Annotated in this window: 23 protein-coding genes; 8 read left to right on the top strand and 15 right to left on the bottom strand. The window is 64.5% G+C overall.

Annotation, left to right across the window (positions count from 1 at the left end; genetic code table 11):
• Positions 1-65 precede the first annotated feature (65 nt).
• Positions 66-398: a hypothetical protein gene (locus tag ACUCV3_RS23235; RefSeq protein WP_482241181.1), complete on the bottom strand. Its 333-nt coding sequence runs from the start codon at positions 396-398 to the stop codon at positions 66-68.
• Positions 395-850, bottom strand: coding sequence for a universal stress protein (locus tag ACUCV3_RS23230; protein WP_004207608.1), 456 nt, complete (start codon positions 848-850; stop codon positions 395-397). Before ACUCV3_RS23230 ends, ACUCV3_RS23235 begins: the two co-directional genes overlap by 4 nt.
• A 189-nt stretch (positions 851-1039) precedes the next feature.
• Here ACUCV3_RS23230 and ACUCV3_RS23225 point away from each other — a divergent pair, with 189 nt between their 5' ends.
• Genes ACUCV3_RS23225 through ACUCV3_RS23210 form a run of 4 tightly spaced genes read left to right on the top strand, consistent with a single transcriptional unit; the run spans position 1040 to position 4820 of the window.
• Positions 1040-2344: a pyruvate dehydrogenase complex dihydrolipoamide acetyltransferase gene (locus tag ACUCV3_RS23225; protein WP_097383582.1), complete on the top strand. Its 1305-nt coding sequence runs from the start codon at positions 1040-1042 to the stop codon at positions 2342-2344.
• Complete coding sequence (locus ACUCV3_RS23220) at positions 2344-2745, top strand: acyl-CoA thioesterase (protein WP_482241180.1); 402 nt, start codon at positions 2344-2346, stop codon at positions 2743-2745. Before ACUCV3_RS23225 ends, ACUCV3_RS23220 begins: the two co-directional genes overlap by 1 nt.
• A 40-nt stretch (positions 2746-2785) precedes the next feature.
• Entirely contained in the window at positions 2786-4201 is a 1416-nt protein-coding gene (gene lpdA, locus ACUCV3_RS23215) for a dihydrolipoyl dehydrogenase (RefSeq protein WP_004207605.1), read from the top strand.
• Positions 4179-4820 (top strand): phosphatase PAP2 family protein, encoded by a 642-nt coding sequence (locus ACUCV3_RS23210; RefSeq protein ID WP_482241179.1) that lies wholly within the window; start codon positions 4179-4181, stop codon positions 4818-4820. The genes lpdA and ACUCV3_RS23210 overlap by 23 nt, the downstream gene beginning before the upstream one ends.
• On the opposite strand, the gene ACUCV3_RS23205 is transcribed toward ACUCV3_RS23210, so the two are convergent.
• From ACUCV3_RS23205 to ACUCV3_RS23155, 11 genes are all read right to left on the bottom strand, one after another.
• A complete protein-coding gene (locus ACUCV3_RS23205) occupies positions 4794-6236 on the bottom strand; it encodes a DUF2142 domain-containing protein (RefSeq protein WP_482241178.1) in 1443 nt (480 codons plus the stop codon). The two genes, ACUCV3_RS23210 and ACUCV3_RS23205, sit on opposite strands and share 27 nt — an antisense overlap.
• Before the next feature lie 460 nt (positions 6237-6696).
• Complete coding sequence (locus ACUCV3_RS23200; protein ID WP_125998519.1) at positions 6697-7644, bottom strand: hemolysin family protein; 948 nt, start codon at positions 7642-7644, stop codon at positions 6697-6699.
• Between the two features lie 69 nt (positions 7645-7713).
• The gene (gene ybeY / locus ACUCV3_RS23195; protein WP_279728938.1) at positions 7714-8223 is read right to left on the bottom strand and encodes an rRNA maturation RNase YbeY; all 510 of its coding nucleotides are present in this window, start codon (positions 8221-8223) and stop codon (positions 7714-7716) included.
• A 24-nt stretch (positions 8224-8247) separates the two neighbouring features.
• Entirely contained in the window at positions 8248-9249 is a 1002-nt protein-coding gene (locus ACUCV3_RS23190) for a PhoH family protein (RefSeq protein WP_010336027.1), read from the bottom strand.
• Between the two features lie 101 nt (positions 9250-9350).
• Entirely contained in the window at positions 9351-10715 is a 1365-nt protein-coding gene (gene miaB / locus ACUCV3_RS23185) for a tRNA (N6-isopentenyl adenosine(37)-C2)-methylthiotransferase MiaB (RefSeq protein WP_279728937.1), read from the bottom strand.
• Positions 10716-10724: 9 nt separating this feature from the next.
• A complete protein-coding gene (locus ACUCV3_RS23180; RefSeq protein ID WP_279728936.1) occupies positions 10725-11483 on the bottom strand; it encodes a lysophospholipid acyltransferase family protein in 759 nt (252 codons plus the stop codon).
• A gap of 4 nt (positions 11484-11487) precedes the next feature.
• Entirely contained in the window at positions 11488-11910 is a 423-nt protein-coding gene (locus ACUCV3_RS23175) for a Fur family transcriptional regulator (protein WP_004207596.1), read from the bottom strand.
• A gap of 126 nt (positions 11911-12036) precedes the next feature.
• Positions 12037-12462 (bottom strand): Ros/MucR family transcriptional regulator, encoded by a 426-nt coding sequence (locus ACUCV3_RS23170; RefSeq protein ID WP_004207595.1) that lies wholly within the window; start codon positions 12460-12462, stop codon positions 12037-12039.
• Between the two features lie 111 nt (positions 12463-12573).
• Entirely contained in the window at positions 12574-13056 is a 483-nt protein-coding gene (locus ACUCV3_RS23165) for a GNAT family N-acetyltransferase (RefSeq protein WP_004207594.1), read from the bottom strand.
• Positions 13053-13679 (bottom strand): tRNA (adenosine(37)-N6)-threonylcarbamoyltransferase complex dimerization subunit type 1 TsaB, encoded by a 627-nt coding sequence (tsaB, locus tag ACUCV3_RS23160; protein WP_279728934.1) that lies wholly within the window; start codon positions 13677-13679, stop codon positions 13053-13055. The genes ACUCV3_RS23165 and tsaB overlap by 4 nt, the downstream gene beginning before the upstream one ends.
• Positions 13680-13767: 88 nt before the next feature.
• Positions 13768-14346, bottom strand: coding sequence for a NifU family protein (locus tag ACUCV3_RS23155; protein ID WP_004207592.1), 579 nt, complete (start codon positions 14344-14346; stop codon positions 13768-13770).
• Positions 14347-14451: 105 nt separating this feature from the next.
• Here ACUCV3_RS23155 and ACUCV3_RS23150 point away from each other — a divergent pair, with 105 nt between their 5' ends.
• From ACUCV3_RS23150 to ACUCV3_RS23140, 3 genes are all read left to right on the top strand, one after another.
• Positions 14452-14922 (top strand): pyridoxamine 5'-phosphate oxidase family protein, encoded by a 471-nt coding sequence (locus ACUCV3_RS23150; protein WP_279728932.1) that lies wholly within the window; start codon positions 14452-14454, stop codon positions 14920-14922.
• A 279-nt stretch (positions 14923-15201) separates the two neighbouring features.
• Entirely contained in the window at positions 15202-16632 is a 1431-nt protein-coding gene (locus ACUCV3_RS23145; protein WP_004207589.1) for a DEAD/DEAH box helicase, read from the top strand.
• 205 nt (positions 16633-16837) lie between these two features.
• Positions 16838-19735, top strand: a complete 2898-nt coding sequence (locus ACUCV3_RS23140) for a M16 family metallopeptidase (RefSeq protein WP_279728931.1) — start codon at positions 16838-16840, stop codon at positions 19733-19735.
• Positions 19736-19744: 9 nt separating this feature from the next.
• Here the strand turns inward: ACUCV3_RS23140 and ACUCV3_RS23135 are convergent, their stop codons facing one another.
• Positions 19745-19915 carry a hypothetical protein gene (locus ACUCV3_RS23135; RefSeq protein ID WP_010336034.1) on the bottom strand — a complete coding sequence of 57 codons (171 nt, stop codon included), beginning with the start codon at positions 19913-19915 and terminating at the stop codon, positions 19745-19747.
• Positions 19916-20142: 227 nt separating this feature from the next.
• Between ACUCV3_RS23135 and ACUCV3_RS23130 the strand changes: the two genes are divergently transcribed.
• Complete coding sequence (locus ACUCV3_RS23130; RefSeq protein WP_279731736.1) at positions 20143-21423, top strand: Xaa-Pro dipeptidase; 1281 nt, start codon at positions 20143-20145, stop codon at positions 21421-21423.
• Between the two features lie 47 nt (positions 21424-21470).
• On the opposite strand, the gene ACUCV3_RS23125 is transcribed toward ACUCV3_RS23130, so the two are convergent.
• Complete coding sequence (locus ACUCV3_RS23125) at positions 21471-22058, bottom strand: TetR/AcrR family transcriptional regulator (RefSeq protein WP_004207585.1); 588 nt, start codon at positions 22056-22058, stop codon at positions 21471-21473.
• Between the last annotated feature and the right edge of the window lie 48 nt (positions 22059-22106).

The raw sequence follows: 22106 nt of genomic DNA, 5'->3' as shown, positions 1-22106 counted from the left end.
TGCCGCAAGATTGTCCTGCAAGGTTGAAGATCGCGTTAAGCAAGGTGCGCGTCTTCCTGTATATTTCAGGCCATAAGAAGTTCAGTTTCTGTCTGGGCTGAGTTGAAATGGTGATGCGGAAATATCGATTTGGATGAAAGATGGTTGCGACAATGATTTCTGGTCTGTTTCCACATTGATGCGATGAAGAAGATCGCAATGCGGTGTTTCGATCGGGGTTGATCTTCGGTGCGCGCCATTCTCCCCTTGCGCGATTGTCGGATGCCGCGCTGGCGGCAACCGTGCGGCATCATGATATTGCCGGCAGCGGCGAGAGATCGGCACTTGATGGGGCGCCGCGGACGCACGCGCCGGCACGACGCATTTTGCTGCGGAGAAGCCTTGAGGCTCTGGTTCAACTCAGCCGGTCGATCGCGTCGCTGTCGAGGCCGCCGGGGATGATCATGATCGGGCAGGGCATCTTGCCCGCGTCCGATCCGGTGAAGTGGGATACCAGGGCGCCGGGCGGGCCGCTGGCGGCGGCGCCCAGGACCAGGGCAGCGACATCGTCCATTTCCTCCAGCGTCTTGCGCACGACCGCGACGGGATCGCCCTGGCGCACGGTGATGCTGGGGCGGATGCCGGATTCGTCGGTCAGCGTGCCGGCCGCGCTGGTCACCAGCGCTTCGGCCCGTTGCAGCGCCTCATCCTCCATCGTCGCCTGGACGCCGCCCCATTGGACGAATTCGGACGGCGGGATCAGGGCCAGGATGCGGATCGTCCCGGCCGTCTTGGCGGCGCGGCGCGCGGCGAAGCGCAGCGCGGTTTCCGCTTCGGGCGATTCGTCCACGACCACCAGATATGTCCGCATTGTTCGATATCCCCGAGAAACAAAAATCGGCCTTGCCGGCCCGTCAAAACTGCCCCGACGAACCAACGAGGTGAAATGTGGGGCATTATGGGCCCTTGCGCAAGGCGTGGCCTTGACCGTTCCGGCCAAAGGGTGAAAACGGGCTCCGAAACGGCGCGTGCCAGATAATCAAGAAGAGGCCCCGAACGCATGAGCAAGACGATCCAGATGCCTGCCCTGTCCCCCACCATGGAGGAGGGCACGCTGGCCAAGTGGCTGGTCAAGGAAGGGGACAAGGTATCGTCCGGCGACCTTCTCGCCGAGATCGAGACCGACAAGGCCACCATGGAATTCGAAGCGGTCGATGAAGGCACCGTCGCCAAGATCCTGGTGTCGGAAGGCGCCGAGGGCGTGAAGGTCGGCACCGTCATCGCGATCATCGCCGAAGAGGGCGAGGATGTCGCCGCAGCGGCCGCCAGCGGTGGCGCTGCCCCCGCGCCCAAGGCTGATGCGGTTCCCGCCAAGGCCGAAGCCGCCGCCCCCGCCGCCAAGGCTGATCCGGTGCCGGCGAAGGCGGCTGCGCCTGCCGCCGCTCCGGCGGAAGGCCGCGTGAAGGCGAGCCCGCTGGCCCGTCGCCTGGCCGAAGCCAAGGGCGTCGATCTGGCTGCTGTCGCCGGTTCGGGCCCGAACGGCCGCATCGTCAAGGCTGACCTGGATGGCGCCGCTGCTGCCCCGGCCAAGGCCGCTGCACCGGTTGCCGCCCCGGCCGCTGCTGCACCCGCCGCTGCCCCGGCACCGGTGGCCGCTGCCGCGCAGGATTTCGGCATTCCGCACGAAGTCATCAAGCTCAACGGCATGCGCAAGACGATCGCGCGCCGCCTGACCGAGTCCAAGCAGCAGGTGCCGCACATCTACCTGACCGTGGACATCCAGCTCGACAAGCTGCTGAAGCTGCGCGGCGAGCTGAACGCCGGCCTGTCGGGCCGTGGCGTCAAGCTGTCGGTCAACGACCTGCTGATCAAGGCGCTGGGCGTGGCCCTGATGCAGGTGCCCGAGTGCAACGTGCAGTTCGCCGGCGACCAGATGCTGCAGTTCAAGCGCGCCGATATTTCGGTGGCCGTGTCGATCCCCGGTGGCCTGATCACCCCGATCGTCACCGGCGCCGACATCAAGGGCGTGGCTGCGATCTCGAACGAGATGAAGGATCTGGCCGATCGCGCCAAGGCCGGCAAGCTGCAGCCGAGCGAATATCAGGGCGGCACCGCGTCGCTGTCGAACATGGGCATGTTCGGCATCAAGCAGTTCGAGGCGGTCATCAACCCGCCGCAGGGCATGATCATGGCGATCGGCGCGGGCGAGAAGCGTCCCTTCGTGGTCGATGACTCGCTCCAGATCGCGACCGTCATGTCGGCGACCGGCAGCTTCGATCATCGCGCGATCGACGGTGCCGACGGCGCCCGTCTGATGAAGGCGTTCCGCGAACTGATCGAAAATCCGCTGGGCATGCTGGCCTGATGGCGAAGATCGACGAGCAGCCGCCGGAATATAGCCCGGCGGTGCGCGTCATCGCCATGCCCGCCGATACCAATCCCCACGGGGATATTTTCGGCGGCTGGCTGATGAGCCTGATGGATTCGGCTGCGGGGTCGGTCGCGGCGCGATATAGCCATGGCCGTGCGGTGACGATCGCGGTGGAGGGCATGACCTTCCACCGTCCAGTCATCGTCGGCGACGAGGTGTCGGTGTTCGCGATGCTGAAGTCGGTCGGCCGCACATCGATGAAGATCGATGTCGAGGCGTGGCGCCGTGCCCGTCACGACGACCGATCCTATCGCGTGACCCAGGCGACTTTCACCTTCGTGGCGATCGGTGAGGATCGCCAACCCCGTTCCGTGCCGCCGCTGCCTGCTCAATAAAGGCGCGGCCTGACCAAGATATCGAATAGCGAGAGAGACCATGGCTGATACCTATGACCTGATCGTCCTCGGCTCCGGCCCAGGCGGCTATGTTGCCGCCATCCGGGCGGCGCAACTGGGCCTCAAGACCGCGATCGTGGAGCGCGAAAATCTGGGCGGCATCTGCCTCAATTGGGGCTGCATTCCGACCAAGGCGCTGCTGCGTTCGGCCGAAATCTTCCATTATATGCAGCATGCCAAGGATTATGGCCTGGCGGCCGAGAAGATCAGCGCCGACATCGAGGCGGTGGTGAAGCGTTCGCGCGGCGTTGCCAAGCAGCTCAATCAGGGCGTCACGCACCTGATGAAGAAGAACAAGATCACCGTTCACATGGGCGATGGCAAGCTGACCGGAAAGGGCAAGCTGACCGTCACCAAGGACGGCAAGAGCGAAGAGCTGACCGCCAAGCATATCATCGTCGCGACCGGTGCTCGCGCCCGCGACCTGCCGCAGCTCAAGGCTGACGGCAAGCGCGTGTGGACCTATCGCCACGCCATGACCCCGGCGGAAATGCCGACCAAGCTGCTGGTCATCGGTTCGGGCGCGATCGGTATCGAGTTCGCCAGCTTCTACAACGACATGGGCGCTGATGTGACCGTGGTCGAGATGATGGACCGGATCGTGCCGGTCGAGGATGCCGATGTCTCGGCCTTCCTCGAAAAGGCGGTCAAGAAGCAGGGCATGACCATCCTGACCGGCGCCAAGATCGAGAAGATCGCCGCGACCGACAAGGCCGTGACCGCGACCATCAAGGACAAGGCCGGCAAGGACATCACCGCCGAATATAGCCATGTCATCGTGGCGATCGGCATCGTCCCCAATGTCGAGAATATCGGTCTGGAAGAGGTTGGCGTCGAGCCCGACCAGCGCTTCCACATCAAGACCGACCCCTATGGCCGCACCAATGTCGACGGCATCTGGGCGATCGGCGACGTCACCGCGCCGCCATGGCTGGCGCACAAGGCGAGCCATGAAGCCGTCACCACGGTCGAGGCGATCGCGCAGGCGCTGGGCAACAAGGATGTCCACCCGCATGCGATGGACGTGCGCAACATTCCGGGGTGCACCTATTGCCACCCGCAGATCGCATCGGTGGGCCTGACCGAAGCCAAGGCCAAGGAAGCGGGCTACGACGTCAAGGTCGGCATGTTCCCCTTCATCGGCAATGGCAAGGCGATCGCGCTGGGCGAGGCCGAGGGCTTCACCAAGACCGTGTTCGACGCCAAGACCGGCGAACTGCTGGGCGCGCACATGATCGGTGCGGAAGTGACCGAGATGATCCAGGGCTATACCATCGGCAAGACGCTGGAGACCACCGAGGCCGAACTGATGCAGACGGTGTTCCCGCACCCGACCATCTCGGAATCGATGCATGAAAGCGTGCTCGCCGCTTATGGGCGTGCGCTCCATATCTGATCGGCAGCTCATGCTGGCAAAGGGCGCGGGGATGTTCATCCTCGCGCTTTTTTGCGTGCTGGGAATTGCGCTGGCGCAGCGCAATGGGCTGCTCGACGACCTCAACATCGGCCTGATGGGCTGGGCCGGGCAGGGGCGCGAGACGGCGGCGGGCGGGCAGGTGACGATGGTCATGCGGCTCGCCTCGGCGATCGGCGGCACGGCGATCCGCATCATCCTGTCGCTGGTCGTGCTGGGCGCTCTGGTCTTTACCGGGCGGCGGGCGGCGGCCTGGTGGTTTGCCGGGGTGGAGATTGGCGGTACGCTGCTCAACCTGATCCTCAAGCAGATATTCGCCGCGCCGCGGCCCGACCTGCTGCCGCATCTCGACATCGTGCATAGCTACAGCTTCCCCAGCGGCCATGCGGCGGGGAACATGATGTTTTTCGGCGCGCTAGCAATGCTGGCCGGGCGGCGCTGGGCCTATGGCGCGGGCGGGGCGATGATCGCGCTGATCGGCGCCAGCCGGGTATGGCTGGGCGTGCATTGGCCAAGTGACGTGATGGCCGGATGGGTCGAAGGGCTGGGCTGGCTTATGCTGTGTGCGGTCTGGCTACCAGCGCGGCGAGGGCAGGAGTAAGGCGCGGGTGATGCTGCCGTGCGGCGGCATGCCGTCGGCGGTGACGAAGCCATGGACCCAGAAACTGTCCCAGGCGCTGAGCATAGCCACCAGCAGCAGAGCTAGGCCCGCACCGGCGCAGAGCAGGCGGGCGCCCCGCAGCGGATCGGCCGGCATCAATGCCAGCAGCACAAGCGGCAGCAGCGGCAGGAAATAACGGCCCTGCGTCCCCTGCACATAATCGACGCCGAGCGGCGTGCCGGTGAGATACATGGCGGTTTCGATCAGCAGCGCGGTGCCGAGCGCGATCGCCAGCCACCATAGCCGCTGGCCGAGACCGAAGCGCGCGCCCGATCCGCTCAGCACCGCGCTGCCCAGCATCAGCAGGGCGAGCGGGTAGGCGAGCAGCGGCAGCAGGATGGCGTTCCAGCCGAAACGGCCGACGATCTGCAGCGCATAGACCGGCGCCCGCTCGACGATGCTAGAGGCAAGGATGCGGACATAGCCAGCCGGATCGGCGAGGATCACGGCCAGTTGCTGCGCCAGCGGCGCGGTCAGCACGCTCTCCCCGGTCTTGCGCGAGGTGATGTGATAGAGCGCCTGGCTGCCGCCATTGGCCTTCATCCAGACAGCGAAAATGACAGTCCCCAGCAGCATCGCGCACAGGATTAGCGCGTTGCGAAGCAGGCTGGCGCGGCAGGGCCAGCGCAGGCCGGCGGCCATCAGCGGCAGATAGACGCCCTTGGCTAGCGCCAGCAGCGGCGCGGTGACCAGCGTGGCGGCGGCGCTGGCACGGTCCGGTGCCATGAAGCCGATCCGCAGTGCCAGAGCGAGGCCGAGAAAGCCGATACCGTTGATGACCGCATCGGGCGAGAGCGAGCCGATCTGATAGCAGAATGTCGGCAGCAGCGCGGTGCCGAGCAGCGCCATGCGGCCAAAGGGGATGAGGCGCAGCGCGGCGACGAGCAGCAGCAATGCGGTCAGCGCATTGACGATGCGGCCGGCATAGAAGGCGCCGATGCGCGGCAGGCCGAGCGCGTCACCGATTGCGAGGCCGACGGCGCCGGCGGCATAGAGCGTCGGCGCATAGCTGGCGACATTGGGAAATTCGGCAAAGCGCGTGCCGGGGCGAGCGGCGTCGGCGGCCCAGGCGCGGTCGATCATCGCCTTGTCATAGCGGTGGCGTTGGCCGTCCGGTTCGGTCGGGAAATCGAGAGCATGCAGCTCGACCGCGGCACGCGGCAGTTCCGCGCCGATCCGGTCGCCCTGAATTTCCGTCACGACCTGGCCCTGCGACAGGGTCAGCGCCTTCATATAATGCTGGTTCTCGTCCGGCGCTTGGAAGGGAGGCGTCAGGATCGCGAAGAACAAAGTTGCGAGGCAGACGGCAAGAAACACTATCCGTTCGATACGCGACCATGGCGCGGTGACCGCCATGTCTGCATAAGGATGGTGCCTGAAAGAAGATCGCTCGCTGCGCATGCCCGCCGTTCGGTTGAATATTGATACGTGCTAGATAGGCCCCGTTAACATTTCGCGATGGACAAGATGAAGGCCGAAAATATGAGACATGGCGATGAATTCGGACTCCATGGGCAACTCTTATGGCCGGGGAATGATGATATCGGATTTTGACCGCTGGCGACCAGAAGCAGTCAGGATATCCCTCCCGCAAGCGGAAGGGGGTGAGTTGGACGTCGGACAAGCCCACCCCGCTGCGACTAACGCGCTGCGCGCGCAAGTCTCGCAACCCCTCCCGTTTACGGGAGGGGCATGGCGGGAAATCAACCAGCATGGCCACCCAAAGAAAGGCTGCGCACAGGAAAGGCACGCGCCAGCACGCCCAAGGCCCCTGCCTTCAAGCTGTCGATAGTGATGTAGAAGCGGAAAGAGGCCCTCAGGCCTCTTCCGCTTCTGGTTCCTGTTCGACCGGCGGGTGGAGCCGCAGGCGGGTGACGCGGCGGCCGTCGCTGGCCAGGACTTCCAGTTTCCAGCCGCTCTGTTCGTGCGGGATGATCTCGCCCGGTTCGGGGACGCGGCCGGCGAGCACGAAGGCGAGGCCGCCCAGCGTGTCGACATCTTCCTCGATCTCGCCCAGACGCGGGTCGATTTCCTCGGCCACATCGTCCAGTTCGGCGCGGGCGTCGGCGTCCCACATGCCGCCTTCCAGCGGCACCAGCATCGCTTCGGGCGCGTCGTCATGCTCGTCCTCGACCTCGCCGACGATCTCCTCGACCAGATCCTCGAAGGTGAGCAGGCCTTCGGTGCCCGAATATTCGTCCAGCACGATGGCGAGATGGGTGCGCTTGGCGCGCATTTCGGCGAGCAGGTCGAGCGCGCCCATGCTTTCGGGCACATAGAGCGGCTGGCGGATCAGCGGCGCCAGCGTATCGGGCACCGGCGCCTTGCCGGCAAGGATCGCGAAAGCATCGCGGATATGGACCATGCCGACGATCGTATCGAGCGTCTCGCGATAGACCGGGATGCGGCTATGACCGGCCTCGGCGAACAGTTCTGCCAGTTCGGCAAAGCTCGCCTTTTCCTCGATCGCGACGATGTCGGCGCGGGGCAGGGCGACGTCGTCGACCGTATGTTCGGAAAAATGCAGCAGGTTGCGGACCATCTGCCGCTCGATCGCGGACAGATCGCCCTTGGCAGGCGGGGCCGCGCCCTCTTCCTGCTCTTCCTCATCATATTCGTCGAGCGCCTCTTCCAGTTCCTTGCGGAGGCTGGGGGCTTCATTCTCGCCGAACAGGAGCGACTTCAGGCCGCTCCATAAACCGCCCTCGTTACTACTGTCCGCTTCCTTGGAACCGGCGCTATCCTTCGGGCTGCCTTCAGCCATCTTACTTCCTATTCCCCTGTTTCAGAACATTGTCGAAGCCGGTGATAGACCGGATCCGAATAAGCATGATCAACCATTGTCCCGATCCCCATAGGGATCGGCTAGGCCAAGGCTGAGGAGCGCGCGGATTTCCAGCGCTTCCATCGCCTCGGCTTCATTGTCGTCCATATGGTCATATCCAAGCAAATGAAAAGTCCCGTGGACGATCAGATGCGTGGCATGGTCGGCGACCGATATGCCCTTTTCCGCAGCTTCGGCGGCGCAGACCCCCTCGGCCAGCACGATGTCGCCCAGTAGAACCTCGCCATCGTCGGTGTTCGCCGTCACTTCCAGCAGGTCTTCCTGCACCATCGGGAAGGACAGGACGTTGGTCGGCTTGTCCTTCTCGCGATAGGCGCGGTTGAGCTGATGGACCTCATCATCGTCGGTCAGCTTGACCGCGACTTCATAGAGGGTGGAGCCGGTCGCGAAGGCGGCATAGGGACTGTGCGCAATGGCGGCTGAAACCGCCTGTTGCGCGAGAAATTCCCAGTCCGGGCCGGGCCAGCCTTCTTCATGAAGGACAGCGACTTCGATCATAATGTTGAGATCCGTTGTGAAGATTTATGCATCGGGCCCCTCATAGGCCTGGACGATGCGGCCGACCACCGGATGGCGGACGACGTCGCCGATGCCGAAGGGGACCATGGCGATGCCCTCGACCCCGTCCAGCCGCGCGACCGCGTCGGCCAGGCCCGAAATGCCCGGCTGCGGCAGATCGACCTGCTTGGGATCGCCGCAGATGACCATGCGGCTGCCTTCGCCAAAGCGGGTCAGGAACATCTTCATCTGGGCGATGGTGGTGTTCTGCGCCTCGTCCAGCACGATGAAGGCATTGGCCAGGGTACGGCCGCGCATGAAGGCGAGCGGGGCGATCTCGATCTCGCCGCTGGCGATCCGCCGTTCGACTTGTTCGGCCGGCAGCGTATCGTGCAGCGCATCGTAGATCGGCCGCAGATAGGGATCGACCTTTTCCTTCATGTCGCCCGGCAGGAAGCCGAGCTTCTCGCCCGCCTCGACGGCGGGACGGGAGAGGATCAGGCGGTCGACGCTGCCGGTGATGAGCTGGCTGACCGCCTGAGCAACTGCCAGATAGGTCTTGCCGGTGCCTGCCGGGCCAAGCGCGAAGATGATGTCGTTCCGGGTCAGCGCCTCCATATAGGCGACCTGGGTGGCGGAACGGGGGACGATCGTCTTCTTGCGGGTGCGGATCATCACCTTGGGCGGTTCGGCGACGTCATGGCGGATGATGCCATCCAGCGTCGGTTCGGCCGACATGGCGATCACGGCTTCCACCGCGCCATTGTCGATTTCCTGCCCGGCGACGATGCGGTTGTAGAGGCCGGTCATTACGTCGCGGGCGCGGGCGGCGGCTTCGGCCTCGCCCTCGATCTGCAGCTTGTTGCCGCGGGCGGCGATGTAGACGCCCAGGCGGTTCTCGATCGCGACCAGATTCTGGTCATATTGGCCGAACAGCGCACCCAGAAGATGCGGCTTCTCGAACGTCACTTCCAGGCGTGCGCGCTCGGCAATGTCGGTGCGGGGATGGTGCGGTTTCTTGCCCATTCAAAAGCCTCCCTGGCTCGTCATGCATCTCGTAAGGACCGGCAGGCGCCGTGGGTCGGGGAGATGGCTTCCCGGCTGTGCGGGAATGACGAGGCTTTGGTTCAAGCGGCTTTCCTCCTGCTGATTTCGCCGGCTAGGCTGTTCGGGCCGGCGCTGATGATATCGACATCGACCATGTCGCCAATGCCATATTCGGGGGCGGTGACATGGACGGATTGCAGCCAGGGCGTCTTGCCGATCAGCTGGCCGGGATAGCGGCCCTTGCGTTCGAGCAGGATGCTGGTGGTGCGGCCCACCGTGGCGGCGTTGAAATCGACCTGATGGCGGTTGATTGCGGCCTGCAGCCGGGCCAGCCGTTCGTCCATCACCGCCGCCGGGATCTGGTGATCCATGTCCGCCGCCGGGGTACCGGGGCGGGGGCTGTATTTGAAGGAATAGCATTGCGCATAGCGCACTTGATCGACGATCTTGAGAGTATCTTCGAACTCGGCGTCGCTCTCGCCGGGGAAGCCGACGATGAAATCGCCGGACAGGGCGATGTCGGGCCGCGCCTCGCGCACGCGCTCGATGATGCGCAGATAGCTGTCGACCGTGTGGCTGCGGTTCATGGCCTTCAAAATACGGTCATTGCCCGACTGCACCGGCAGGTGGAGGAAGGGCATCAGCTTGGGCTCGTCGCCATGGGCGGCGATCAGGCCGTCGCTCATGTCGTTGGGATGGCTGGTGGTGTAGCGGATACGCTCCAGCCCGCCGAGCTTCGCCAGTTCGCGGGCCAGGCCGTCCATGCCCTGCATCCGGCCCCGATCATCTTCGCCGGTCCAGGCGTTGACGTTCTGGCCGAGCAGGGTGATTTCGCGCACGCCGCCATCGACCAGCGCCTTGGCCTCGTCCAGGATCGCGGTCCAGCTGCGGCTGATTTCCGCACCGCGGGTATAGGGCACGACGCAATAGGTGCAGAATTTGTCGCAGCCTTCCATGATCGTCAGGAAGGCGGTCGGCCGGGCCTGCTTGGTGCGGCCGGGTAGCGCCGAGAACTTGGAATTGGCCGGCATGTCGGTGTCGACAGCCTCCTCGCCGCGCTGCGCCTTGCCGATCAGGTCGGGCAGGCGGTGATAGGCCTGCGGGCCGACGACGATGTCGACATTGCGGGCGCGGCGCTGGATCTCGCCGCCTTCGGCCTGCGCGACGCAGCCGGCGACAGCGATCATCGGGCGCGTGCCATCCTCGCGGGTCAGGCGGCCAATGTCGGAATAGACCTTGTCCACCGCCTTTTCGCGGATGTGGCAGGTGTTGAGAATGACGAGGTCGGCCTCTGCGCCATCGGCAGCAGCGGTCATGCCGCGCTCGCCCAGCATTTCGGCCATGCGTTCGCCATCATAGACGTTCATCTGGCAGCCGAAGGATTTGACCTGGAAGGTGGCCGGGCCCTTGCCGGCTTTATGTTCGGGGGCGTCGTTACGATTCATGCCGTCCAGCTATACAGGCGCTTGGCCCGAAGAGGAAGGTGGCAGGTGCGCGGCAATGCTCGCGGCGATCCGCTGGTGCGCGGTGGCGGCCAATATCTTGCGATCGGCGCAGCTGGCCGGGTCAAACGGCTCCAGGAACCGGATGGTGACGGGCAGGCGGCCCTTGCGCTCCAGCAGCCGTTTGGCGTTGGCGCCGGCGGGTTCGTCACCGTGCCAGGCGATCTCCGCCGTGGCCGCGCCATAATCGATATGGACCGGCTGGATCATCACCGCGCGCGGCGGCGGCATCAGTACGGCGAGCAGCGAGGGCTTGAAGGGCAGCAGGCCACTGCCGTCGCTGGTCGTGCCTTCCGGAAAAAGCGCGACCGGCTGATGGCCGGCGAGTGCGGCGCGCAACGCATCGAGCTGGCCCGACAGGCTGCCGCGTTTCTCGCGCGAGACGAACAGGGTGTTGTTCTGGGCCGCGAGCCAGCCGATCACCGGCCAGCTGGCAATGCCGTCATGGGCGACGAAGGCTGCGCCGGTGGCGTCGGCCAGCGCGAGAATGTCGATCCAGCTGACATGATTGGCGATCAGGAACATGTCGCTGTCGACCGGGTGACCTTCCAACCGGACGCGGGCGCCGACCGAGCGGGCCGCCATCCCCAGGAAGCGGCGCGGCCAGGGGGATGGACGGCGAAACAGGCGCCACAAGAGGTGCGGGGGCAGGCAGAGCAGCAGGCTGCCCAGCAGGGCGGCGATGCGGCCTGCCCGGCGCAGTGGCGCCAAGGCGTCAGTCCTTGCGGTCGAGGGCGACGCCGTACAGTTCCATGCGATGGTCGACCAGGCGGAAGCCGAGCTTTTCGGCGATCTGCTTCTGCAGCAGTTCCAGTTCAGGATCGACGAATTCGATGACGTTACCGGTTTCGACATCGATCAGATGGTCATGATGCGATTCCGGGGCGGCTTCGTAGCGGGCGCGGCCGTCGCCAAAATCGTGGCGCTCCAGAATGCCGGCTTCCTCGAACAGGCGCACGGTGCGGTACACGGTGGCGATCGAGATGCCCGGATCGATGGTGGATGCGCGCTTGTGCAGTTCCTCGACATCGGGGTGATCGGTCGCGTCGCTCAGCACCTGGGCGATGACCCGGCGCTGTTCGGTGATGCGCAGGCCCTTTTCGTGGCAAAGGGCTTCGACGTCGATCTTGCGGTTCATGCGGGGGGCTGGCTCGCTTCAAAAATGGAAAAGTCGGACATTGCCTAGCCGCTTTTGTTCCAACGGAAAAGGGGCGCATCGTCGATGCGCCCCTTTCGCAATAGGTAAATGCCGAAGTTGTGGGGCTTATTTGCCGCCACGGGTCCGGCGGCGCTTGGTGCCCAGACCGATCTTCTTGGCCAGCGAGCGGCGCTGTTCGGCATAATTGGGGGCGACCATCGGGTAATCGGCCGGCAGGCCCCACTTGGCGCGATAATCTTCGGGGGTCATCTGATAATGGGTCATCAGGTGACGCTTGAGCATCTTCAGCTTCTTACCGTCTTCCAGGCAGATGATGTAATCCGGCTTGATCGATGCGCGTACCGAAACAGCCGGTTCCGGCTTGACTTCGGGGGCAGGCGCCGGGGTCGAAAGACCGGTCAGCGCGGCATGAACATTCTGGATCAGGGTTGCGACGTCGGAAACAGCAACACTGTTGTTCGAGACGTGCGCAGCGACAATGTCGGAGGTCAGAGTGACGAGCAGTTCGCTCTGTGCCGATTCGTTTTCCATTTTTCTTGTTTCCTGCAAAGGCTTCTATTGTGCGACCCGCCTGAGGAAATGGATTCAGAGCGGTATATCTTGGCTAGACCCTGTGGCCTGCCTTCGCAAGAGAAGATTGCCTTAAACAAGCATGTCGATGCGAAAACTCAAAGCGTCATGAAGCTTTCCATCATTGCCTCGATAGTAACCGGGGCGACGATGTACATATTCGAAACCAATAGTCTCATAAAGTTTGACCGCCATGTTCGATGCACGGACTTCCAGGTTCATCGACGTGATCCCACGGCGACGGGCCAGCGTCAGGCTGTGGCCCAGCAGAGACCGGCCGATGCCACGGCCACGCCATAGCGGATCGACCGCCAGCAGCAGCAGTTCGCATTCGTCCAGCACCGAACGGACCAGGGCGAAGCCGAGCGGGGCCGCATCGACATGGGCGACGGTCAGCCAGGTGCCTGGCATGGTCATGACCCCCGACAATTGGGGCAGGGTCCAGGCCTCGCCGAACAGCGGGTCGAAGGCGCGGGTCATCACTTCCATGGCGTCGGCGAGCGCATTGCGCTCGCCCTCGTCATAGGTGTCGAGCGTCAGGCCGGCGGGGATCATGAAGCGGCGCGCTCCGCGATCGTCTTGGCGTCGGCCTCGCGGCCATAGAGCGGGGAGGGGGCAAGCGGCGGCAGCTCTGCAATCAGGCTGTAGCGCGCGGCTTCGGGATAGAGGGCAATCGCGGTGCCGTCACCGCGTGCGGTGACCAGCGCCTCGGCGCCGGTGCCGTAAAATTGCGCCATGTCGAGCTGGGTCGCGAGCGTGGTGATCGGCGTGGAGGCGGGCTGGGTCGTGGCAGTGCGGCCATCGACCTCGAACAATTGCCAGAAAAGTTCGCCATGGCCGCCGGTGATGGTGACGGCGACCGGGCCGTCCCGATGGTCGAGCGCCGCCATCGCGGCGATTAGCGAAAAGGCGCTATAACCATGGAGCGGCACCGACCAGGCGAGCGCCAAGGCGCGGGCGGCGGCGATGCCGATGCGCACGCCGGTGAAGCTGCCCGGCCCGACATCGACCGCGATCGCATCGGCGCGCCCGCCATCGGGCAGCGCGGCGATAGCGGGCAGCAGCGCCTCGGCATGGCCGCGGCCGACGATTTCATGAAAATGGCCGATTGGCTGGCCGTCTTCCAGCAGCGCAACGGACAGCGCCTGTGTGGCGGTGTCGATGACCAATATGCGCAAATTCACTCCCCCGAAGCCGCGGTGCCGATATGGATATGGCTGCGGTTAATCGATCCGGGGCGATTTGCCAAATCCGGTCATCGCAGCGTCAGACCGCGCGGACTTCCGTCACTTCCGGCACATAATGTTTGAGCAGCTGCTCGATGCCGTTCTTGAGCGTGGCGGAGGAGGAGGGGCAGCCGGCGCAGGCGCCCTGCATGCGCAGATAAACGGTGCCCTTGTCGAAGCCGCGATAGATGATGTCGCCGCCGTCATTGGCGACGGCCGGACGCACGCGGGTTTCGATCAGATCCTTGATCTGGTCGACGATCTCGGCATCTTCCGGATCGTCGGTGAAAGCCTCTTCCTCGGCCGGGACGCTGAAGCCCGCGGCGGTGCCGGCGGCGAACAACGGCATGTTGGCCGAGAAATGGTCGAGCAGGATCGAGAGAATTTCCGGCTTCACGTCGCTCCATTCGGCGCCCGGCGCGATCGTCACCGAAATGAAGTCGGCGCCGAAGAAGACGCCGGTCACGTCACCCAGGCCGAACAGCGCATCAGCCAGCGGCGAGGCTTCCGCCTCTTCGGGGCTGGCGAAATCGCGGGTGCCCGCGGCGCCCATGACGGCCTGGCCGGGGAGGAATTTGACGGTCGCCGGATTGGGCGTGAGTTCGGTCTCGATCAGCATGGCCGCTATGTGGCGACGTGCGCGCGCGAGATCAAGCGGTCAAACGGAACTTCGGCGGCGTCGGGCCATTTCCTTTGGTGAAGCCCCAGATAAGGAGATGGAAAGATGAGCGACGACAAGGATATTCGCGAGCGTTTCTGGACGGACCTGTCGTGCAGCCCGTTCTTGATGGTGGGGTTGCAGGGCAGCCATGCGCACAGCGTGCCGATGACCGCGCAACTGGACAAGGATGCCGATCATTGCTTCTGGTTCTACACCAGTCGCGACAATCGGCTGGCCGCCGGCGGGCCGGCCATGGCGCAGTTCGCGGCGAAGGATCATTATCTGTTCGCCTGCATCAACGGCACGCTGGTGCCGGAGACCGACGAGGCGGTGATCGACCGTTATTGGTCGAAGCAGGTCGAGGCCTGGTATCCGGGCGGACGGCAGGATCCCAACCTGCTGATGCTGCGCTTTGACCTTGGCACGGCGGAGATCTGGCGCGCCGATCTGTCGATCGGTGGAGTGTTCAAGATGATGTTTGGCGGCGATGTCCGGGCGGAGTTGCGCGACAAGCATGCCGAGGTCAGTCTTTAAAGGACTGGCATGATGTTGGGCGGCCGCGGGCGAAATCCCGTGGCCGCTTGCTTTTCAGCGGCATTTGCCCCATATGTGCGGCAGCGCAGCATGGCCCTTGGGGCCCGATAGCGATTGGCAGCGTGATCGTTCCCGGCTCTGACAGGCCCTGGGAACCGGCCAATGATAGTCTGCGCCAAGCTTGAGGCTTCCCTATTCACGCGGGTCGTTTCCTAACCCGCCTTGCGCCCTTGCTGCGTCCGCAGACAGGTTGGCGCCCGGCCGACTTGTGAGTTTCTCATGCATTTCAATGAACTTGGTCTTTCCGAGCCGATCATCAAGGCGCTTACCGCCAAGAAATATGCCGAGCCGACGCCGATCCAGCAAAAGGCCATTCCGGTCCTGCTGGAAGGCCGCGACCTGTGCGGCATCGCCCAGACCGGCACCGGCAAGACCGCAGCCTTCGCGCTGCCCAGCCTCGACTATTTCGCGCGCAATCCCAAGCCGACGCCGATCAAGGGCTGTCGCATGCTGGTGCTGTCGCCGACCCGCGAGCTGGCGGCCCAGATCGCCCAGAGCTTCCGCGACTATGGCCGCTTCCTGCGCCTGTCGGTGGAAACCGTGTTCGGCGGCGTGCCGGTCAACAAGCAGATCCGTGCCCTGTCGGCCGGCGTCGACATCGTCGTCGCCACCCCCGGCCGCCTGCTCGACCTGATCGACCAGCGTGCCTTCACCATCAAGGACACGGAAATCTTCGTCCTCGACGAGGCGGACCAGATGATGGACATGGGCTTCATCCATCCCCTGAAGCGCATTGCCAAGCTGCTGCCGCGCGATCGCCAGAACCTGTTCTTCTCGGCCACCATGCCCAAGGAGATCGAGGCGCTGGCCGGCCAGTTCCTCAATGATCCGGTCAAGGTCAGCGTCGCGCCGCAGTCGACCACGGCCGAGCGTGTCCGTCAGCAGCTGACCTTCGTCAACCAGGCGGAGAAGCAGGCACTGCTCCATATCGTGCTGAAGACCGAGGAGATCGACCGCGCGCTGATCTTCACCCGCACCAAGCATGGCGCCGACCGCGTCGTGCGCTTCCTGGAGGGCGCGGGCATCCAGGCCTTCGCGATTCATGGCAACAAGAGCCAGGCGCAGCGCACCACCGCGCTGCAGGCGTTCCGCCATGGCCATTGCAAGCTGCTGGTCGCGACCGACATCGCCGCACGAGGCATCGACGTGTCGGGCGTGTCCCACGTCATCAACTTCGAAATCCCGAATGTGCCGGAGCAATATGTCCACCGCATCGGCCGGACGGCGCGCGCCGGCGCAGACGGTATCGCCATCAGCTTCGTGGCGGATGACGAACGGCCTTACCTCAAGGCGATCGAGCGGGCGACCAAGGTGAAGCCCGAGATCGTGCCCCTGCCGGAGAATTTCCTGGAGGCCGTGCGCAACCTTCCCAAGCCCGCGCCGCAGCGCAAGGGGCCGAGCCAGAGCCCGGCCCAGCAGGCCAAGCGTGCCGAAGGCCAGCGTCGTTATCAGGAAGGGCAGAAGGCCCAGCGCGGCGCCCCCGACAAGGCTCGCCGTGGTGAAGGCGGCCATCGTGGCGAGGGCGCGCATCGTGGCGAAGGCGATGGTGCCGGCGCCAAGAAGAATTTCCGTCGTCGTCGCGGTGGCGGCGGTGGCGCCGTCGGCACGCACAAGGGCGCGGTCCAGCGCACCGGCGCACCGCGCGGCTAATAGCTAAGGCGTTCCGGGCGCTCCCCCATGGAGCGTCCGGGGCGACCCGCTCTGGCTCGTGCCATTTTGCGCGCGCCATATTTCCATTGTCGCATCGCGTGGGGCGCAAAGCCGGTTCCCCCTTTTGCGCGCGATGCTCTGATGCCGCGGCGTGGCCATCTTTGTCAGTGGTCATTCAGGAAAATGCCGTTAGGCTCCTCTGCCTATGCGTTTGACCTCTCGCCGTTCGGCCGCTTCGCTCACCATTCTTGCCCTGCTTCTGTCGGGCTCTCCCCTGCCGCTGGCGGCCAGGACCGATCCTTCGGTCGCCGGGGCAAAGGCTGCGCCAGGCGGCAGCCAGGCGGATATCCGCCCCTGGCTCTACGAAAATAGTGACGTGCCGATCGACATGGCGTGGCGGTTCGGTACGCTGTCCAACGGGCTGCGCTATGCCATCCGCCGCAATGGCGTGCCGCCGGGGCAGGTGTCGATCCGCCTGCGCATCGATGCCGGATCGCTGATGGAGCGTCCCGACGAGCAGGGCTATGCCCATTTCATGGAACATCTGTCGATGCGCGGGTCGCGCCATGTGCCCGATGGCGAGTCGAAGCGCATCTGGCAGCGGCTGGGCGTAACCTTCGGCAGCGACAGCAATGCCGCAACCACGCCGACCGGCACCACCTATGCGCTCGACCTGCCGCAGGCCAATCAGACGAGCCTTGGCGAAAGCCTGAAGATCCTGGCCGGCATGATGACCGACCCCAATATCGTCGACAGCGCGGTCGATGCCGAGCGGGCGGTGGTGCTGGCCGAACGGCGCGAGAGCGACGGGCCGCAGATGCGCATTTCCGATGCCAGTCGCCAGCATTTCTTCGCCGGCCAGCCCTTGGCCGACCATGCGCCGATCGGCACGGTCGCGACGCTGAATGCGGTGACCGCGGCCAAGGCTGAAGCCTTCCACCAGCGCTGGTATCGCCCGGAAAACACGGTGATCGCGATTGCCGGCGATATCGACCCGGCGCTGGCCGAACAATTGCTCAAGGATAATTTTGCCAGCTGGCAGGATAGCGGCAAGGGCGCCGAGCAGCCCGATTTCGGAGAACCGGACGCCAAGGCGCCGGCCACCCGCGTCGTGGTGGAACCGGGCTCGCCGACGGGTCTCACCATGGCCTGGTTGCGTCCGTGGAAGCCCCATGCCGACACGATCGTCTATAATCAGGACAAGCTGACCGACATGCTGGCGCTGCAGATCGTCAGCCGGCGGCTGGAGCAGGCGGCACGGGCCGGGGGCAGCTTCCTGGCGGCGGGTGTCGACCAGCAGGATATCAGCCGGTCGGCCGACGGCACCTTCATCACCATCACGCCCACCGGCGAGAATTGGGAGAAGGCGCTGGCCGATGTGCGCGCGATCATCGAGGATGCGAAGGCCGCGCCGCCGACCCAGCAGGAAATCGACCGCGAATATGCGCAGCTCGACACGGCGCTGGCGATCCAGGTCGAAAATGCCGACACGGAAGCCGGGGCGAAGCAGGCGAGCGATCTGGTGAGCGCGGTGGACATTCGCGAAACCACGGTCAGCCCGCAGGCGGCGCTCGACATCTTCCGTTCTGGCAAGCCGGCGATGACGCCGCAGAAGATACTGGATTGCACCCGCCGCCTCTTTTCCGCCGGGGTGTTCCGGGCGATGCTGATCACCGGCAAGGTCGAGGCGGGGCAGGACCAGAAGCTGGCTGCTGCGCTCGCTGCGCCGGTCAAGGCGGCGACCAATGCCCGCCTGGCCGACAAGGCGGTGACGATGGACGACCTGCCCAAATTCGGTGCGCCCGCGACCGTCGTGTCGCGCACGCCGGTCGGATTGCAGGGGATGGAGAGCATCACCTTCTCCAACGGCGTCAAGCTGACGCTGTTCGCCAATGATGCGGAGACCGAGAAGGTGCGCATCAATGTCCGCTTCGGTCATGGGCAGCAGGCCTTTTCACCCACCAAGCCGGTGGCAAGCTGGGCCGGCGATTATGCGCTGGTAGCGAGCGGCATCGGCAAGCTGGGCCAGCGGGAGCTGGATGACCTGACCAATGGTCGGCGCATGGGCATGCAGTTTTCGACCGACGATGATGCGTTCGAATTGCAGGCGGTGACCCGTCCGGCCGATTACAAGGACCAGTTGCGCCTGTTCGCCGCCAAGCTGTACCAGCCCGGCTGGGATCCCGCGCCGATCGCGCGGGTGAAGACCGGAGCCTCGGTCGCCTATGACGCGATGTCGCGCGCGCCCGATGGCGTGCTGGGGCGCGACCTCAACTGGCTGCTGCATGACAAGGATGTGCGGTTCCGCACCCCGTCCAAGGCGGAAATCAACGCGCTGACGCCCGAAAGCTTCCGCCAGACCTGGGAGCCGATCCTGGCTTCGGGACCGATCGAGATCCAGATTTTCGGTCAGGTGAAGGCCGAAGAGGCGATTGAGGCGGTGGCGGCGACCTTTGGCGCGATGCCGGCCCGCCCGGACGTGCCGGTGCCGGCCGCGAACAAGGTGCAGCGTTTCCCCGCCCATGTCGAACAGCCGGTCATCCTGCGCCATGATGGCGACAAGGAACAGGCGGCCGCCGTCATGGCCTGGCCGACCTCGGGCGGCTTTGCGCTGACGAAGGAGGCGCGCCAGCTCGAAATCCTGACCCAGATTTTCAATGACCGGCTGTTCGACAAGCTGCGCTCGACCGAGGGTGCGGCCTATTCGCCCAGCGTGCAGAATAGCTGGCCCTTCTCCTATGACAGTGGCGGCTATATCTTGGTGACCAGCCAGGTGCGGCCTGACCGGGTCAATTATTTCTACAGCGTCGTGAAGGAAACGGCGGCCGATCTGGCCAAGACGCCGATCAGCGCCGACGAACTGCAACGGGCGGTGGCGCCGATGCGGCAGTTGCTGATGCGCGCCAGCACCGGCAATGCCTTCTGGATGGGGCAGATGGAGGGATCAACCCATGATCCCCGCTATGTGCAGGCGATGCAGACCATGAGTCAGGATCTGCTCAACGTCACGCCGGCCGACATTCAGGCGCTGGCGACCAAATATCTGGTGCCGGGCAAGAGCTGGTCGGCCGTGGTGCTGCCACAGGGCGTCGCCGCCAAATAGGCGGTAGGATCAGGCGGAGGCGGCTTGCGCGTCCTCCGCCTGCAGCAATTGCTCGTAGAGCCGCGCATATTCCAGATGCATGTTGCGGAGCGCCGGTGTGGCCGATCGCGCCGCCAACTGGCGATTGCGGTCGCGTCGCTGCTCGAAATAGGCGCGGCCGAAATTCGCTTCCAGATCCATGAAATACCTCCCTCGATTGATCCTCCAATGGGCGGGGCGCCAACAGGTTGCGGGCAGGGCAGGGGCTTGCGATGGACGGGGGTGAAACGGGGGTGGGCGGCGCGATGCGACCATCCATCTTTGCCCTTGATGCTGGCGGGCTTTGGTCGCTAGGTCAGGGGCTTGGGGCAATGATGATCCGGCCATACGCGGCCCGGACATCGATCGCCCAGGGGGATTTGCATCGCATGTTGAAGACTGTCCGGGCATCGGCCATGGCCGCCACCATCCTGTTGTCGCTGGCTGCCGCGCCGGCGCTTGCCGAGCAGGTGGTCGTCACCGCGGACCATATGGTCGATGTGCTGGCCGGCAAGACGGTCGATCATCCGGCTATCTTCATTACCGACGGTCGCATTACCGGTATCGCCGACGCGCGCACCGTGCGCTGGGGCAGTGACGTCCGCCATATCGACCTGTCGGGCAAGACCATCCTGCCGGGCCTCATCGACATGCACGTCCATTTGACCAGCCTGGCGGAAGTAGGCGGCTATCAGGGGCTGCGCTACACCGACAGTTTCTGGACGGCCGTGGGCGTCAAGAATGCGCGCATCACGCTGAAGGCGGGCTTCACCACGGTGCGCAATGTCGGTTCGGCCGATTTTGCCGATGTGGGCCTCAAGCAGGCGATCGAGGAAGGGCAGATTGTTGGGCCGCGGATCATCCCGGCCGGCTATGCAATCGGCGCGACCGGCGGCCATTGCGATGGCGGTGGCCTGCCGCCATCGATGGATCGCAAGGAATCTTCGGTGGTCGACAGCCCGCAAGAGGGCCGCGCCAAGGTGCGCTGGCTGCACAAATATGGCGCCCGCGTGATCAAGATCTGTGCGACCGGTGGTGTCTTCTCGCTGGGCGACGCGGTCGGCGCCCAGCAACTGAGCTTTGACGAGATGAAGGCGATTGCCGACGAGGCGCATATGCTGGGCCTTAAGGTTGCGGCGCACGCCCATGGCAATGACGGTATCCGCACCGCGATCGAAGCCGGGATCGACACGATCGAACATTGCAGCCTGGCCGATGACGAGACGATCAAGCTGGCGGCCAGCAAGAAGACCTGGTTCGACATGGATATCTATAATGACGATTATATCCTGGCGACCGGCACGGCCAATGGCACTGAACAGGAAAGCCTGGACAAGGAAAAGCTGATCGGGCGTCTCCAGCGCGAAACCTTCCGCAAGGCGGTGAAGGCGGGCGTGCCGATGCTGTTCGGCACCGATGCGGGCGTCTATCCCCATGGCGACAATGGCAAGCAGTTCGCCAAGATGGTCGAATGGGGCATGACGCCGATGCAGGCGATCCAGGCGGCAACCGTCAGCGGCGCCAAGGCGCTGGGCTGGGAAGCCGATGTCGGCGCGATCGCCGTCGGCCGCTATGGCGACATCGTTGCAGTGCAGGGCGATCCTCTCAAGGATGTGACGTTGCTGCAGCATGTCAGCGACGTGGTGAAGGGCGGCGAACTCGTGGAGTGATCCGCCGTTGCCGGTTCACGATCGGCGTGAACCGGCTTTCGCTGCGATCAGCGCACGGCCTTCAGGCCTGCCACGATCATCTGGGCGGCGCGCCGGGCCGACGCCTCCGGGCTGAGATTGGGGCGCGACAGGCTGCGATGGCCCAGGCCGAACATGCAGGCCAGGATCATCTCCTCCGCGCCGTCCAGCGCCTCGCCCGAAAGCTCCGGGTTGGCGGCGCAGGCAAAGTCGCGAATATCGTCGCGGAAACGGCCGCACATGGTGCCGATCATCTCGCCGACCGTCGGATTGCGGAAGCTCTCGGCCAGGATGTCGAACGACAGCGCCTCATCCTTTTCGTCAATGACGTGCAGCATCAGTTGCTCGAACGTATCGTCGATGCTCAACTCGCCACTGTCGAGTCGTTTGCGCAGGATATCAACGTCCTCCGCCCACTGGTCGGCGTCGGCATGGACGATAGCCTCGATGATATCTTCCTTTCCTTTGAAAAGCCGATATATTTGCCCCACTGATACCTGTGCGGCGGAAGCGAGTTCGGCCATGGACGTCTGGTGGAAACCATGGCTGTTGAACAGGTCTCGCGCCGCTGCAAGTACACGGTCGCGACTGCTTTTTTCATGCTGCGCTGCAACCATTTTACCCTCGGAAAATTGTTTTTCTCTTGAATTCCCTCTGACAGCTTC

It is taken from the genome of Sphingobium sp. VMM, assembly GCF_056790315.1.
This window is presented reverse-complemented; position numbering and strand designations above follow the sequence as displayed.